The sequence below is a fragment of the Moorena sp. SIO4A5 genome, from assembly GCF_010672005.1.
Taxonomy (GTDB): domain Bacteria; phylum Cyanobacteriota; class Cyanobacteriia; order Cyanobacteriales; family Coleofasciculaceae; genus Moorena.
This window is the reverse complement of the sequence record NZ_JAAHHZ010000016.1, coordinates 43,514-59,396: the sequence shown is the minus strand read 5'-3', so window position 1 is coordinate 59,396 and position 15,883 is coordinate 43,514. Positions and strand designations below refer to the sequence as shown.

General features: G+C 43.0%; 15 protein-coding genes and 1 pseudogene. 6 read left to right on the top strand and 10 right to left on the bottom strand.

What is annotated here, in order from left to right; translation table 11 throughout:
• Positions 1 to 405: 405 nt before the first annotated feature.
• The 7 genes and pseudogenes from F6K57_RS08305 to hetZ form a co-directional block, all read right to left on the bottom strand.
• On the bottom strand, positions 406 to 1,293 hold the full coding sequence (locus F6K57_RS08305; RefSeq protein WP_293066445.1) for an AEC family transporter: 888 nt from the start codon (positions 1,291 to 1,293) through the stop codon (positions 406 to 408).
• 234 nt (positions 1,294 to 1,527) lie between these two features.
• Entirely contained in the window at positions 1,528 to 3,792 is a 2,265-nt protein-coding gene (locus F6K57_RS08300; protein WP_293066442.1) for a DUF4129 domain-containing transglutaminase family protein, read from the bottom strand.
• Between the two features lie 39 nt (positions 3,793 to 3,831).
• A pseudogene (locus F6K57_RS41900) lies at positions 3,832 to 3,960 on the bottom strand (pentapeptide repeat-containing protein); the annotation flags it as partial.
• A gap of 190 nt (positions 3,961 to 4,150) precedes the next feature.
• The gene (locus F6K57_RS41895; RefSeq protein ID WP_364301915.1) at positions 4,151 to 4,267 is read right to left on the bottom strand and encodes a pentapeptide repeat-containing protein; all 117 of its coding nucleotides are present in this window, start codon (positions 4,265 to 4,267) and stop codon (positions 4,151 to 4,153) included.
• Positions 4,249 to 4,335, bottom strand: coding sequence for a pentapeptide repeat-containing protein (locus tag F6K57_RS41890; RefSeq protein ID WP_364301912.1), 87 nt, complete (start codon positions 4,333 to 4,335; stop codon positions 4,249 to 4,251). The genes F6K57_RS41895 and F6K57_RS41890 overlap by 19 nt, the downstream gene beginning before the upstream one ends.
• Positions 4,336 to 4,382: 47 nt before the next feature.
• Positions 4,383 to 5,486, bottom strand: coding sequence for a hypothetical protein (locus F6K57_RS08290; RefSeq protein ID WP_293028205.1), 1,104 nt, complete (start codon positions 5,484 to 5,486; stop codon positions 4,383 to 4,385).
• On the bottom strand, positions 5,479 to 6,642 hold the full coding sequence (hetZ, locus tag F6K57_RS08285) for a heterocyst differentiation protein HetZ (protein ID WP_293028231.1): 1,164 nt from the start codon (positions 6,640 to 6,642) through the stop codon (positions 5,479 to 5,481). Before hetZ ends, F6K57_RS08290 begins: the two co-directional genes overlap by 8 nt.
• Positions 6,643 to 6,743: 101 nt before the next feature.
• On the opposite strand from hetZ, the gene F6K57_RS08280 reads away from it, so the two are divergent.
• Both F6K57_RS08280 and F6K57_RS08275 read left to right on the top strand, forming a co-directional pair.
• Positions 6,744 to 7,229 carry a hypothetical protein gene (locus F6K57_RS08280; protein ID WP_293028202.1) on the top strand — a complete coding sequence of 162 codons (486 nt, stop codon included), beginning with the start codon at positions 6,744 to 6,746 and terminating at the stop codon, positions 7,227 to 7,229.
• A gap of 318 nt (positions 7,230 to 7,547) precedes the next feature.
• Positions 7,548 to 9,548 carry a family 10 glycosylhydrolase gene (locus F6K57_RS08275; RefSeq protein WP_293028197.1) on the top strand — a complete coding sequence of 667 codons (2,001 nt, stop codon included), beginning with the start codon at positions 7,548 to 7,550 and terminating at the stop codon, positions 9,546 to 9,548.
• Between the two features lie 42 nt (positions 9,549 to 9,590).
• Here the strand turns inward: F6K57_RS08275 and F6K57_RS08270 are convergent, their stop codons facing one another.
• Positions 9,591 to 10,556 (bottom strand): Rpn family recombination-promoting nuclease/putative transposase, encoded by a 966-nt coding sequence (locus F6K57_RS08270; protein WP_293028192.1) that lies wholly within the window; start codon positions 10,554 to 10,556, stop codon positions 9,591 to 9,593.
• A gap of 76 nt (positions 10,557 to 10,632) precedes the next feature.
• Complete coding sequence (locus F6K57_RS08265; RefSeq protein ID WP_293066435.1) at positions 10,633 to 11,745, bottom strand: PD-(D/E)XK nuclease family transposase; 1,113 nt, start codon at positions 11,743 to 11,745, stop codon at positions 10,633 to 10,635.
• Positions 11,746 to 11,771: 26 nt separating this feature from the next.
• On the opposite strand from F6K57_RS08265, the gene F6K57_RS08260 reads away from it, so the two are divergent.
• The 3 genes from F6K57_RS08260 to F6K57_RS08250 all read left to right on the top strand — a co-directional run bounded on the left by F6K57_RS08260 (position 11,772) and on the right by F6K57_RS08250 (position 14,476).
• Entirely contained in the window at positions 11,772 to 12,089 is a 318-nt protein-coding gene (locus F6K57_RS08260) for a hypothetical protein (protein WP_293028184.1), read from the top strand.
• A gap of 244 nt (positions 12,090 to 12,333) precedes the next feature.
• The gene (locus tag F6K57_RS08255) at positions 12,334 to 14,049 is read left to right on the top strand and encodes a dynamin family protein (RefSeq protein WP_293028180.1); all 1,716 of its coding nucleotides are present in this window, start codon (positions 12,334 to 12,336) and stop codon (positions 14,047 to 14,049) included.
• A gap of 253 nt (positions 14,050 to 14,302) precedes the next feature.
• Positions 14,303 to 14,476, top strand: a complete 174-nt coding sequence (locus F6K57_RS08250; RefSeq protein ID WP_293066432.1) for a hypothetical protein — start codon at positions 14,303 to 14,305, stop codon at positions 14,474 to 14,476.
• A gap of 130 nt (positions 14,477 to 14,606) precedes the next feature.
• On the opposite strand, the gene F6K57_RS08245 is transcribed toward F6K57_RS08250, so the two are convergent.
• Positions 14,607 to 15,041: an SRPBCC domain-containing protein gene (locus F6K57_RS08245; protein WP_293020691.1), complete on the bottom strand. Its 435-nt coding sequence runs from the start codon at positions 15,039 to 15,041 to the stop codon at positions 14,607 to 14,609.
• Positions 15,042 to 15,214: 173 nt separating this feature from the next.
• Between F6K57_RS08245 and F6K57_RS08240 the strand changes: the two genes are divergently transcribed.
• Complete coding sequence (locus F6K57_RS08240; protein WP_293046480.1) at positions 15,215 to 15,838, top strand: DUF4129 domain-containing protein; 624 nt, start codon at positions 15,215 to 15,217, stop codon at positions 15,836 to 15,838.
• Positions 15,839 to 15,883 lie beyond the last annotated feature (45 nt).

The following is a 15,883-nucleotide window of genomic DNA, read 5'->3' as shown; positions in this document are numbered from 1 at the left end:
GTAATTTTTATAATAGTTAAATGCATCCTGATATTACTCCGAAAATATAATGCACCCTGTTTAAAAATTGCCTAAATGCTTAAAAACGCTGCTAATGGGTCAGGGAGTTGTTAGTAGATTTATTACCCCTTGAGGCTGGGGGGGGCGACAAGCGCCCCCCCAGGGAGTAGGGATATTTAAACTGTCGTGTTGAGCAGGTGGACTGGCAAGTTGAGTATTCATGACTGCTTTTAATTGCTGAAAGCGCTAGTTCAAGCATGATGGTCAGAGAAATAATCTCTGTATCTAACCATGGCAAATTAACCTGGCTTTAGTAATCCAGATAATTACTGATCCTGTTAAATCTTTTACAGTTCTATGTCCGTTAATTCTCTAGTTTAGCTCTTATCGATAGATACATACTAACTAAGTAGTCGCCCACAAAACTAGGGGAAGAGAAAGGAAACTCACTAAGGTAGACAAAACCACTGTCCGTGCTACTAAGGGAGGATCTCCCCCAAACTCAGTGACCAAAACTACCGTACTAATTGCTACAGGCATGGCACTTTGTAACACCAACACCTGTAAATTTAATCCCTCCAGTCCCAATGCTTGACCAACGGTATGGGCAATTAGCGGAGCTACCAACAAACGCAAGGTAGTAGCGAGCACCTCATACCGTCCTATCACCAAAGGGGTGCGGGACAATTGTATCCCCAACACAATTAAATCGATAGGGATTGCTGCCATACCCAACTGGTGAATACCCTTATCTAGCCCTAAAGGCAGTTTTAAGCGCAATAAACGCCAGGTTAATCCTGCCAGCATTGCCCAGAGTAGCGGTAGTTTTAGGGTTAAGCGCACTCCAGAACTAATGCTACCCCCTTTAAGCAAGGCTGGACAAATGGCAAACATCAACAAGGCAGCTGTGATCATGTATACTATAGCGCGTTCTAAACCCGGTGTACCAAAGGCAAAGGAATTGAGAGGAAGCCCCAGGTTTCCAGCATTGGGAAAAATAGCAGCAACCATAAAGCTTTTTTGGACAACTGGTGGTAATTTCAACAGTTTGCCTAATCCCCAACTCAGTAGGTAAAGCAACACAGCGGTAATGATCAACCCAGCGACTAAACCAATGGTGCTTTCGGTAGACAGAGTTGTCCGATACAAGCTGTCTGCTATCAACGCTGGTACGAGAATATAAAGAGATACCTGAGAAAGAGTTTGCTTGTCCAGAGATAACGTGCGACCAGCAATAAATCCAATCAGGATAATTAAACCGACCGAAACAACAGCAGGTAGAAGAACAGTCATTATATAAATACTTTAGATGAACCCCATTAAAGGAAAAGTCTGTTTGTTGACCGTTGACCGTTGACCGTTGACTGTTAACTGTTGACCTTCAAGCAACCTTCAACCCTACACCGAATACGGGGCGAACAACCTTTAAACTTTAAACCTTAGCCAATAGGCCACGCTACGCGAACAACTTTTAAAGTTTAAACCTTTAACTTTAAACTTTAAACATTCAACATTCAACCTTTAACTTTAAACCTTAAACCTATTTTTGCTAAACTGCTTCAGTCGCCGCCGCAGTTGTTTAATATTAGGTCTGTGACCTCCATAACGCCAACGGATATAAGCATGGGAAATCTGCTCAATGACCTCAGCGGATGCTTTAGGCTGGTCTTGACCTATACGGCTAGCGTACTCTAGGGGAGTTTGAGTCGGATGTTTGACATACCCTTTGGTTGCTAAAATCTTGATCATTTGCTGGTAAATCTGTTCCATTGGTGGCAATGTTGCCAACCAGAAACGATAGCGCCAGTTTTTCCACTGATGCCAACCTAGCCAGCTCAGAAAACCAAATGCGATCGCTAATATCAAGCCGCTCAACATACCTAACCAACCACTAGATACCATCTTCCACAATCCAACAAATACTCGGATAATGGTACCAATAGTGAAATGCCATAGGTTGCTCAGTAAACCAGTGATTGGTGAGGGGAGCCAACCTGCTACCCACTGCCAAAACTGGCGCAAGACACTAAAGGTTTGATATTGCTCAACGGAGGGGGGCAGCAATTCATGACCTGGGATGGGGTCAAAGGCAAACCAACCGTATTTAGGGAAATAAACCTCAGTCATGGCATAGGCATCGGTATTGCGGACGATGTAAAACCCGGTAAAGGGGTTAAATTCGCCAGTGCCAAATCCAGCCACTAATCGGGCTGGGATGCCTATGGAACGGAGCATAATCGTGAGGGTGGTGGAGAAGTGGTCAGGATAACCACCTTGATACTTGAAGAGAAAGGCTTCCACCAAATCTTGATTTTCTTCTAAAAAAGGGAATTGTGAGGGGTCTTGGGGGAGGCGATAACGCTGCTTAACCGCCTGGGCTAGATACAAGGCTTTTTCATAGGAAGAGGTTATAGGTTTCTCTGAAGTGGCTAGGAGTTCTTCAGTACGTTGCCTGACCCTCACTGCAATTTGGGGGGGAATATCCAGATAGTAGTTTTGAATCGACTTGGGGTAGTTATCCCCAGCTTGCTGCAACTTAGTGCGATCGCGAAATGGAACTTCTGATATTACGGTATAGGTCAGTCCTTCTAATAAACCTAAAGGCGATCGCAAACTGCCTTCTGGTCCAATACCGATTTCCCGCGACGGAAAGAACAATTCCTTCGGATAGGCCAAAGCGGGAATCAGATTCGGCAGTTCTGATACAGCTGTGTAGGTTTGAATTACCTTTTTGGTTTGACCTGTGATCAAGGCAGGTAAGAGTTGGAAGCGATAGGACCAGCTTGGTCGAGTTATTTTCTGGACTTGATTATCCCGAGAAATTTCCCAACCCTGACCCGTGTAGTGGTCAAACGCTAGCACTCGCCAAAATCCCGGTGCTTGAGAACGCACCCGCATCACTACCTTAGGTTTCAGTTCTCCCCGCAGATTCTGGTTAATCTTGCTATTAAAGCCATAGTAAAATGTCTGATCCAACTCACCAGCACCCGTAGCGTTTTGAGAGCCACCACTACCATTTTCCCCTTGCTGTTTCCCTTCGCTCACATAGCCAGGGTTAACAATTAACCTATTTTGTGAATCAAATCTCCGGTTTGCCATTTCCCCAGGAGCACTGACGGGATACATCTGGATTTGATAGCCAGGGAAACGAGGCATCAGAGCAAAAATGGTTAACCCTAGCGCTATAATTACACCAATAAATAAAATGAGACGCTTTAGGGGTATGGGTGAGTAGTTGGGAGTAAAACCGTATAATTTTTTACTTTTTTTAGCCGTAGATATACCCAAGCGTGACTGGTAATCCAGGACAAGAACCGGTAATGCGATCGCTAAAAATACTAACAACAGAGGGGCAAACGCCAGAGTCTGACTCACAGTACCAGCGACCCCCAACAGGATTAGCCCAATTACCATCGAATAGCCCAAATCCTTGCGGCGGGGCAAGTCAAAGCTATGGAGAATTTGCAGCTGAACTAACAACTGAGCCAGAGCCAAGCGGGTATCATTGAGCTGACTGAACACATTGCCCAAAAAGGCTCCCAATGCCAGCAACATCCCCAATGCCAGCAATAATTTCAGAGCAATGTTACGTTGGCGACGACGATACCAACTCCAGGTTGCTCCCACAATACTTAAGGGTACTGCCCAAAGACTCCAGAAGGTAGATGCGGCCACATCAACAGCCACAATTCCTACTACTACCAGTGCCTGCACCAACACCCTTAACGAAATCGACTCCTCTGTAGGAGGCAATGGCTTGGCCTCAAGACGCTGCCAAAACTGACTCACCATGGTAGATGCGCTCCGAGGTTATATGTCAAGCTTGGAATGTTAAAGGTTGGAATGTTGAAGGTTGGAATGTTGAAGGTTGGAATGTTGAAGGTTGGACTGTTGAAGGTTGGACTGTTGAAGGTTGGAATGTTGAAGGTTGGAATGTTGAAGGTTGGAATGTTGAAGGTTGGAATGTTGAAGGTTGGAATGTTGAAGGTTGGAATGTTGAAGGTTGGAATGTTGTTCGCGTAGCGTGGCCTATTGGCCAAGGTTATAATCTGCAACCTGTTAATCTGTTAACCTGCAACCTGTTAACCTGCAACCTGTTAACCTGTTAACCTGCAACCTGTTAACCTGCAACCTGTTAACCTGTTAACCTTCAACCTGTTAACCTGCAACCTGTTAACCTGCAACCTGTTAACCTGCAACCTGTTAACCTGCAACCTGTTAACCTGCAACCTGTTAACCTGCAACCTGTTAACCTGTTAACCTGCAACCTGTTAACCTGCAACCTGTTAACCTGCAACCTGTTAACCTGCAACCTGTTAACCTGTTAACCTGCAACCTACTAACCTGTTAACCTGCAACCTGTTAACCTGCAAGTATTCTGACTAATTTGTCGGGCAGATTGCAAAGGTCAAAGGTTTCTGTTCTCCATGATCGAAGCGAATCTCGATAGAACAAATCTGATTGGGTTGTAAATCATAGGATTCTACACTCAGGTAACCTGGATAGGTACGTTCTGCTTTTGCCGAGGCTTGAGGTGTACCTAGAGTCAAGCTACCACCTCTAGGCAAACGAGTGCTGACCCGTAGCTGAGACACACCATCTTCTTGATGATATTCTGCTCGCAGAGTTACTAAACCAGCACTAGTCTCCCACTGGCGCTCCACAGGAGTTTGATTTGGTGAAACTGGAATGGTGAGGGTGGTAAGAATTTCCTTAGCTGCTAACAGAGCCAAGACCATCTTTTGCTCATTGTTAGCTTCTTCGTAAGGTAGGGATTGCAGTTGTTCTTCTGGAGAACGGGTAGGTGTCATCAAGATCCTGCCACTCCAGGAGTTAAGGGCATAGAATTCGTCAGGAAACAGCTTTTGAACTGCCCTAACCAGTTTAGCTCCTAGCTGATACTGGGAAGACACTGCCTCAGAGCAGGCTTCTAGCAATTGAGATAAAACGTTTTCTGGTATGGCAGTTGGTAAGGCCAAGTTAGACAACTGTGGCATCCAAAACCTAACTCCGGAAACCCAAGACTCCGCTATTGCGTCAACAATATCAGTTTCATAGTCTGAAATTTCTGTCTCCCAAGGAAACAGAGGTGGGTTAAGTTCAATTTGAGCTTGTAGTTTGCGCTTCAATAGCGTCTGGAAACGATTTTGCACGGTTGACATCTCTCCCAAGTTGTAGCGGCGGATTTCACCGCCTAGTGTAAGGTCATCATGGGTGTTCGATTCTAGTGAATTCACCCACATGCGGTCTAAAGCCGCTTCGCCATTGTGATTAGGGACAATGTTCAAGTTTTCCAAGTCCAGTGATTCTGATAAATCCAGGGGATATACATCAAAGTCAAAATCCGCTGCTGTTGTCTCACCCAGAGGTACAGTATCGTTTACTTGACCGTTTGATGGTATTGAAGCAGCGGGACGGGACTCTTTTAGCCAAGCCATTAAGCGGCTATAGAAAGCGTCCATATTGTTATCTATGTCACTATTCATCTTTAGATCTACCGGATCCGGATACTGAACTATTACGAATATCCCAGGCAATTTCGAGCAACTTAAACCATCGCTTCTGTGCCTGGTTTAGTGTACAACCCAAGGTCTTAGAAATTTGTTCATTGGAGTAACCTTGTTGTTTGAGTTTAAGTAATTCTGACTGTTGGGAGCTCAGTTTTTGTTGAAATCGTTGCCATTCTTTTGGTGTTAGCCCCAGATTTCGATCCAAATCTGCTCCCAGCCACTGATGTACCAATTCCCAGCGGTGAGACAGAGCAAACCGAATCAGATGATACTTAAACCGTTGTTGTAAATAGTCCCGCTGTCTGGGATTGATGCCTAAAATCTCCTCAATTTCCCTGGTTGGCAGGTCTTTCAGCCGCAGAGTAAAGTAATCCGCACAATCCTGTTGCTGGCGTTCTTTGAGATAGGCGAATAATTCTTTGATTACAGTTTCCCGCAGGCTGGAGTCTAGGGGTTCAGAGTCTGATAATACCATTGCCTCCCGCACCTGCTGGATCGCCGCATCATTCCAAGTCGCATCTGACTCCTGTGCTGCTCCTTCCGCTGCTGTATCCATATCCACAGAGGTTTCTGGAGGTTGCTGTTGGGAAAAGGTTTGAGCACGTAGAATGACCAACTGTTGGGAACGGCGACCGGGTAAAGGAATACGTCGTTTACCATAGCGCTCTGTAAACGCCATATATTCTGATAGTTCCAGGAGACTGCGGGGACGATAGGTTTCCTCCAGGGAGGTTTCCCGCCGAAAGGCATTTAAGGCTTCGGCATAGAATCCCTGTAAGAAATCTTCAATCATATTCAGCCGCGCCTGGTAACTGGTCGGCGTTTGATGGGGTGTAATGTAGCGGTAGATAATCGCACTAAGAGTACTCTGTAGTTCTACCCTTCCTTGGAGCGACCCCAGTTTGTAGTAATGACAAACTTGCTTGAGACGATGGTTAGCGAGGTTTTGAGCCCAGCTGTCCACATCCCCAGAGGTTTGAATCCGATTACTTTCATTGCAAATACGATTAACTTCATCAGCGATACGTCTTGCTACGTCCTGGCAGTTTTGCTTAGAAGCACGAGTGGACTGCCGGAGTTCGTTATACAGCAGTTCAAATAGTCCTTCCACGCCCAGGCAGACTTCCCTCATCATGATTTTCATTCAATAACGACCCTAACATACAGGTACTCTCGACAAATTTGATTTAGGTTTAGACTATGTGCAGCCAAATTCCTCACCCTATAGCTCCTATGGAATTAGACGAACAAATTAACAATTTGATTGATAATGCTCCACAAGATGGAACGACGCCTCAAGCGATTGAAGCGATCGCTCCAGTACTCAAACTTCTGGCGGAACAACTAAACCATCTGGAATATTACATTCTCCAAAATCTTGACCAAGGTTGGGTGTTGACGACACTGAGTAATCGTGCTAACCCTGATCTGGAGAAAAATGTTATTTATGCTTTTCCGACTGTTCAAGATGCTGCCAATTTTCATTCTGATTGGGATCCTCAACTTATGGCGTGCGGGGTGCCAGTCACTCACATTTTGTTTCAGATGTTGGCAATCGACACCGTCACTAGTACTGTTTTCTTTGATACACCTGGTAATTTAGCGGTTGGTTCAGAGGTCTCTCGAGAGGACCTACGAAATTTAATACAAGGTCAACTACAGCAAATCCGGTCAGCACCCAAGTCAGATTCTAACAATCAACCCCCTGATATTGCTTAACTATGGCTTCACCAGAGCAAGGGATGAGCGGATGAGGAGATGAGCGGATGAGGGGATGAGTGGATGAGGGGATAACTGACAAAAGACTATTGAATCACAAATTATTACCATCACCCCTGATCACTTCATTACTTATCCGGTCTGATCTAGGGACTTTTCATGTATTCAATATAGTTATTCCCTGCCATCACGACCTCTGACCATCTCCCCATCGGTGAATTTACTATCTGTAAACGCAACTTGATATTAATTTGCCACTTGCTATAATGGTGCGGCTAAAATTGCGGTTAAGCCCCCAATATGCCTCGCAATAAAACTATGGTAGCTTCTAAAACTGGCTTCCCTGATACGGAAAATCACTGGGCAAAGCCATTTATTGAAGGTTTAGCCAATCAGGGAATGATTAGCGGTTTCCCTGATGGCAGATTCCGACCTAATCTACCCATCAATCGATCTCAGTTTGCTGCCATATTAAAAAACGCTTTTTCCCAACCCGAAAAACAACGATCTGCTCCGAAGTTTATTGATGTATCACAGAAACACTGGGCTTTGGAGGCGATTCAATATGCTTACGAAACTGGCTTTATGTCGGGTTATCCTGGTAATCGCTTCCGCCCAGACACTAATCTGGTTCGAGTGGAAGCCTTGGTAGCGATCGCATCTGGCTTGAACCTTCCCTTGAGTGAGATATCGGATGTACAGATAGAGCTACCCCAACTCTATCAAGATGTGGATAAAATTCCTGGTTATGCCCGAGACAGGATAGCCACCGCTACGGATGCTAAAATAATCGTCAATTATCCCAATCCCAAGCGACTGCGACCCACTCAAGTGGCAACTCGTGCTGATGTGGCAGCGTTTATCTATCAAGCTTTGGCGTATTTGGGTCAGGTGCCGGACCTAAACTCAAAATACACGGTTGCTTTCCAAACCACTAGGGAGGTTAGCCATCAGCGAGAGTTTCGGGGAGTTTGGGTTGCCAGTGTCTGGAACATTGACTGGCCGTCTGAAAAGGGTCTAGCAGCTGAAAACCAACAAGAGGAACTGATCGAGATTATTGACCGGATTGAGGAACTTAACCTCAATGCTATGTTTTTACAGGTACGACCTACAGCAGATGCTTTATATGCCTCAGAATTAGAACCTTGGAGTGAATGGCTAACAGGTACCCAAGGGCAACCACCAGAACCATTTTACGACCCGCTGGAGTTTGCGATCGCAGAATGTCACAATCGCAATATTGAACTACACGCCTGGTTTAATCCGTTCCGTGCTGCAACAGGATCACAAGTTTCCACAAAAGTCAAGCCTCACATCAGCGTTACCCATTCAAACTATGTGTATCAATACGGTAAGCAATTGTGGATGGATCCAGGAGTAAAAACAGTTCAAGACTGGACTTATAACGTGATTCTGGATGTAGTGGGTCGTTATGATGTCGATGGGATTCATCTGGATGACTATTTCTATCCTTATCCTATCAAAGATCAAGATTTTCCTGATCAAAAAACTTATGAAGCTTATCAGGAAGCTGGGGGTGAACTGAGTTTGGGGGATTGGCGCAGGGACAATGTGAATAAGATAGTTGAGCGTCTCTACACTGGCATTAAAGCTACTAAGCCAACAGTTAAATTTGGGATTAGTCCTTTTGGAATTTATCGTCCTGGACAACCTCCTCAAATTAAGGGATTAGATCAATATGAAGCTATCTATGCTGACCCTAAAAAATGGTTAGAAGAAGGTTGGGTCGATTATATTGCTCCTCAACTTTACTGGCGGATTGAGCCTCCTGCCCAAAGTTATCCGGTTTTACTGCAATGGTGGACAGAAAATAATCCTAAAAATCGACACATTTATTCTGGGAATAGACTCAGTAAGTTAGATGGAGAAGAGTGGCCGATTTCTGAGTATGAAGAACAAGTTGAAATTAGCCGCGATCTAGTGTCTCAACTCTCCCTAGGAAATATTTTCTATAGCATGAAAGTATTCACAGAAAATCGTTTAGAGGTGGTTGACCAGTTCAAAAGCTCTATATATTCTGAACCTGCTGTTGTTCCTACTATGGAGTGGTTAAAGACTGAGCCACCTAAGACACCAGGTAATGTCAGAGCAAGAGATGGTAAGCTAAGTTGGCAGAAAGTTTGTGATGGAGAAATTTGTTATTGGACCCTTTATCGACAACAAGATGGGGTTTGGAGGTTGTACAAAATCCTGAATTCAGCCACGCTGGAGATAGCGCTAGAGTCGGGAATCTATGCCTTGTCAGCAGTGGATAGGATTGGGAATGAAAGTTTAGGAGTTGTTGTATCGTTGGGTTAAAGGTTGTTCGCCCTTGGCGTTCCCGTAGGGTAGGTTCAATGGTTAAGGCAGATGTTGGCTAAACTCATCTAAAGAATTAGCTGTTAATGCTGTTGCCATCAAGTTGTCCAGTTGTTGGAGATCATTACCTTGGATTTTCCCAGATATCTCTGAAGGAATCGTTCCAAATCGTAGTTGGAGTATTCGCTCCAAGTTAGCACGACGTTCTTGTTGAATGCCTTCTAATATCCCCTGTTGTCTGCCCTCTTTTATGCCCTCTTCTCTGCCCCTTAACTCTCCCACTGCCTCTGCCCCTTCCAGCATACTAATTTCATACCGTTTATCTTCCAGATATTTCTGATAGGCTGCCTTTTCGGTATTCGGTAGACTCTCAATCCTCAGGTTTTCCTTGGCTTGGGCTAATCCCCTGGCTTGGAATTCCTCCTTGATTTCACTATTTTTCAGGAAATATATCCATTCATCCAAACTGTTTCTGATCACATCATCAAACTGTTTCACTCTCAAGATGTAATATTCCGGAAATATCTGGTACACCTGCTCAATTTTGAACAACTCCTTTTGGAGATTTGATGGCTCTAATCTGTCCTGGATATGACGTCCTCGGAAATCTAATTTCGCCTTATAAATGTAATCTTGTCCTTGGCCGAGGGGAAAGTAAACTATATTAATGGAGTAGACCTTTTTGATTTGACTATAAGGCTCTCCTTTATCCAGATATTCGGTAATCAGAGTCGAGACTCCAAATAACATCCGCTGAAAGTAATCATTTTCCGAACTATTTTGCACCTCCACCAGCAATAACTCTCCCGCACTATTGAGAGCTAGAATATCCACCCGGTTTAGTTTATTGTCTTGTGTCTGAGGATTACTTTCACTTTCTAGTATTGATTCAATGGTAATCACTTGTCCGAGTAATTCGCTGATAAAGCCTTCGAGGACAACATAATTAGCTTTATCCCGCAGTTGTTTTTTGATCGCCCAGTCAAAGCGTATGTGTGTTGCTGCCATGATTAGTCTTGCTATCTACAAGCACTATGCCATTTCGACTTAATTTCCTTTAGACTTCTAGTTTAACACCTGGCCATTAATTCGGCAGATTTTTGCTAAACTCATCTAAAGAACTAGCTGTTAATGCCGTTGCCATCAAGTTGTCCAATTGTTGGATATCTAAGCCTTGAATTTTTTCAGATATCTCTGAAGGAATCGTTCCAAATCGTAGTTGAAGTATTCGCTCCAAGCTAGCACGACGTTCTTGTTGAATGCCCTGTTCTATGCCCTGCTCTATGCCCTGTTCTATGCCCTGCTCTATGCCCTGTTCTATGCCCTGTTCTATGCCCTGTTCTATGCCCTGTTTTATGCCCTGTTCTATGCCCTGCTCTCTGCCCTCTTTTCTGCCCTCTTCTCTGCCCTCTTTTCTGCCCTCTTCTCTGCCCTCTTTTCTGCCCTCTTCTCTGCCCCTTAATTCTCCCACTGCCTCTGCCCCTTCCAGCATACTAATTTCATACCGTTTATCTTCCAGATATTTCTGATAGGCTGCCTTTTCTGTATTCGGTAGACTCTCAATCCTCAGGTTTTCCTTGGCTTGGGCTAATCCCCTGGCTTGGAATTCCTCCTTGATTTCACTATTTTTCAGGAAATATATCCATTCATCCAAACTGTTTCTAGTCACATCATTAAACTGTTTCACTCTCAAGATGTAATATTCCGGAAATATTTGGTACACCTGCTCAATTTTGAACAACTCCTTCTGGAGATTTGATGGCTCTAATCTGTCCTGGATATGACGTCCGATGAAATTTAAGTTACCCTGATATATGTAATCTTCTCCTTGGCCGAGGGGAAAGTAAACTATATTAATGGAGTAGACCTTTTTGACTTGACTATAAGGCTCTCCTTTATCCAGATATTCGGTAATCAGAGTCGAAACTCCAAATAACATCCGCTGAAAGTAATCATTTTCCGAACTATTTTGAACCTCCACTAGCAATAACTCCCCGGCACTATTGAGAGCTAGAATATCCACCCGGTTTAGTTTATTGTCTTGTGTCTGAGGATTACTTTCACTTTCTAGTATTGATTCAATGGTAATCACTTGTCCGAGTAATTCGCTGATAAAGCCTTCGAGGACAACATAATTAGCTTTATCCCGCAGTTGTTTTTTGATCGCCCAGTCAAAGCGTATGTGTGTTGCTGCCATGATTAGTCTTGCTATCTACAAGCACTATGCCATTTCGACTTAATTTCATTATACTGGATCAGTGGCTCAGTCCTGAGCAATGGTCTTTAGACAAACCTAGCCAAGAGGTATTAAACTTAGACAATAAGCAAATTTTGTCAATTTCAGTTAGTTACCGTGAGAGAGATTTTAAAGGTTATTCTTCCTCAACTGCGTCAGCACTTCGAGAAAATTTACAACGATATGAGGGGATTCGGGTCTCGTCAACATTGGGACTCTACCCCCCGATTCATAATGCTCGGTACGAGCCGCTTCGCGAACGCAAACTAGAATCGAGTGAAATAATATTCAGGGCTAATCCCTGACGGCTGAGTCTTGTTAAGATGCGATGTTCCGTTCGCGAACGCATTAGACAAATGACCAATGACTACTGATTAATGACTAATCAAGGGCTGATGCCTGACAGCTGAGAGTTGAATGTTTACCTGATCAGAGTTTTTACCTTGCGATATGCTTTGAAAATAACTATAATTAATCTACCATAGCTATATTTAATAATTATTTTGTCCTAATTTAGGTAGGATAGTATACTCTAGGGGAGTAATTTTAATGAACAATCAAATTATTGATCAAGTCTTGTACAACCACCAACTTGATATTGATGACCTGTTACAAGATTTGCATAAATTTGTTAGTCAAATCAATAAACCGGAATTACAGTCAAAAATCAGGACGATACAAAAAAATAGTAATGAACCGTTTTTATTAGTTATTGTTGGAGAAGTCAAAGCCGGGAAAAGTAGCTTTATTAATGCCCTCCTTCAAGAAGAAATTTGTAAAACTGATGTTGAGCCATGTACGGATGTTATTCAACAAATTGTTTATTCAGAGGAGCCTTTTGAAAAGGAGATTAGCCCAACGTTACGAAAAATTGGTTTACCGATTGACATTTTGAAAACTTTATCAATTGTCGATACTCCTGGAACGAATACGATTCTGGACAACCACCAAGAGATTACTGAAAACTATATTCCTAACAGTGATTTAGTGTTTTTTGTATTTTTCGCTAAGAATCCCTATCATAAAACAGCTTGGGAACTCCTGGATTATGTTAGTGAGCAATGGCGTAAAAAAGTAGTCTTTATACTTCAACAGTCTGATTTAACTAAACCAGAAGAATTAAGCCGAAATACTCAGAGAGTTAAAGACTATGCTAGTCAACGACATATTGAGTCTCCTATAGTTTTTGCGACATCAGCGGAATTAGAAAACAATGGGAATGAAGAGGGGAGTGGGTTTAGGGAAGTGAGAGGATTTATTAATGATATGGTTACCGGTGGGGAGACTTATAAAATTAAACTGAAATCAATTAGCGATCGCACTCAAAACGTGATTGATGAATTAGAGCATGAATTAAAATCTATCCAACGGCAACTAGAGCTGGATAAATCATCAGTAGAACGAATCAAAACTAAACTAGCTGTCGGTGAAAAAAAGTCTCAAGATGAGATTAGTAAACTGGTGGATAAGTTAGCCGCCAACTATGATCTAGTTGCTGAGCAAATAAAATCCGATTTTAGCGCTGGTTTCACCTTTCCTAAACTAATCAATAAGTCCGTTGTTGGTACCGTTAATAAAAATGCCTCGATCCAAGCCTGGATCGATCAGATCAAGGCCAAGTATGAACCAGAGCTACAAGTGTCGTTAGAAGAAACCTTAAAAGAGGGGACACACCATTTTTTAGGGGATATTAAAAACCTAATTGATTCGTTAATACAAGATTTAAATACTATCCAGAATTATTCCAGTAATAGCCATCTATCTATCCAAGTTATTGAGCGCCGTCATGAGGTGTTTGAAGACGTTAAGCAAAAAGCATCTAAACTCCTTGAAGATGCTGAGTTTATCAATACTTTAAAATCTAACGCTAGTGGAGTCGCCACCAATGTATTAGGTGGAGCGGCAGTAACAGTAATTGCTGGCCTATTTATGGCGATAACAGAAATAGTAATATTGGATATTATCGGTGCTGCATTTGCCGGAGTTGGGATTTTAGTTTCCGGGGGAGCGCTTTATCTTAAAAAAAGAATGATCATTAGCAAGATTAGCAAAAAATTAGATAGTGATAAAACTAAGTTGATATCAGATATTAAAGAGCAACTTAAATTCAAATATACTCTGATATATGAAGAAATAAAAAGAGTATTTGGAGATTTAGATGATTATGTGGAAAAGGAAGAAGAAGGAATAGAACCAATCCTTAAGGAGTATAGAACAATCCAGAGCAAGGCTAAGGATTTATTAGAGTTAATGGTTAATAGTTAATGGTTATTGGTTATTGGCCTTAACTATTGGGTTATGGCCGATGAATCGGTTCACTATTGCTGGCAGAATGATGATTGTTGAGGCCAAAATCTAGAGAGCTGATGCTGTCAATAGCTTCAAACGGCTATCAAATGTGATAGTATAACCTTGACAGTAGTTTTTGTTTACTGTAAGCCTAACTTGGTCAACTTAGACCAGATGTAGCTATATAATAAGGTATTTTTGACTCTGATTAAGGAGTCCCAGGAGGGATATGAGCAGCACAGATAGCAATAAAGACAAGGAAATCCAATTCACTGCTAAAGGAACTGGATCCTCAGGATACATCGATAGGAAACAGCTGAGCGTAAAGCCATTACCCCAAAATCGTCCTATTGCTACAAATGTTAGTGAAGGGACAGATGAACTTATGGGCTATCTTGACTAAGGAATTAGTTACTAAGGGATTACTTGTCAGGTAAACCAGTGCTTCCGGGTGTGGTTAAGTCGTTAGTGTCTACAGTGTCATCTTTAACACTTCACCCGGAGTAAGGGTGTGCTAGCGCCATACTAACCTTCTAAAACCCCTCAGCATAACGCTTCAACTCCCATGCCATTCGTTTAATACCCCGTAACTCATCCTCTCGGATAAAGGGTAGAAACACCCGAGACAATATACCTGAATAAGAGTGTTTGTGGAAGTATTTGGTACGACCCACTCCTATTTCTTGCAAATCAAATACACATTCACTACGAAAGCCAGGGATAGAAGACACCCAACTTAGACACACACCAGGCTGAACTTGTGTCACCAATGGCTCAAATTCTGTCTCTTCTTCATTGGGAAGCCGTCGCAGCGAGAGAAAGACTTCTTTGCCCTGCTCAAACCGTAAATTTGAGTCACAATCAAATAGAAACGTGTTCCAGTACTTCCACTGCTGTTTATGGAACAAAATTTGCCAAACCTTCTGCTTTGGGACATTGATATCAATGTCAGTATAGAGACTTGTCATGTTAGTAAATAGCAGTTTTACCGGCTTCAAGTACTGTTATTTTAGATCATGGGAAATGGGCAAGAATAGAAGGGTGGACTACACACAATAATAACACAGATGCACGGATGACTTAATCCATGCCCTAAATCCGCTGTGTAACATTATTAGTTATTAGTATCTTAACTTGTGCCTTGACTAGTGACATGTCTACTGGTTCCTTTGAAAAAAACAGTTTGGATTGGCAGTTGCAGCTGCTGCAACGACAATTCGGGGAGTGGTGGGAGCTGACAATGTCTCAGGTGCCTCTTGACCAAGCCCAAGGCTCACTGCCATCTTGGTTACTGTCTCCTATGCTAGCCCGGGGGATTAGGATAACGTTTTGGTTACTTGTTGCTGTAATCCTAAGCTGGCTAGGGGTGCGGCTGTTGAGAGGATTACATCCTTATATTAGTTATTATTACCAGCAACTGAATCAAGCTGCAAACAGAGTGACAAAACGACCAGTTCCAGAATTATCAGTGGTCAATTGGTGGGAGCGATCGCAAAACTATCAGCAGCAGGGTAACTACACCGAAGCCTGTCGTTGCTTGTATATGGGGATGTTGCAGCAATTACACGATACTGGCATTGCCCCTCGCCATCCCAGTCGCACGGATGGAGAATATCTACAACTCATCCAGCAATTACCGCAACCTAAACCATACCAAATCTTACTGATCACCCACCAGCAGTTATGTTTTAGTAACGCCGAAGTCTCTAGTCAGGTTTTTGAACGGTGCAAGGAGGCTTATCAGCAGATAAAGGTTGAAGTATGAAGTATATTCCCGTAGCGTGGCCGTTCGCGCAGCGTGGCCTACGGC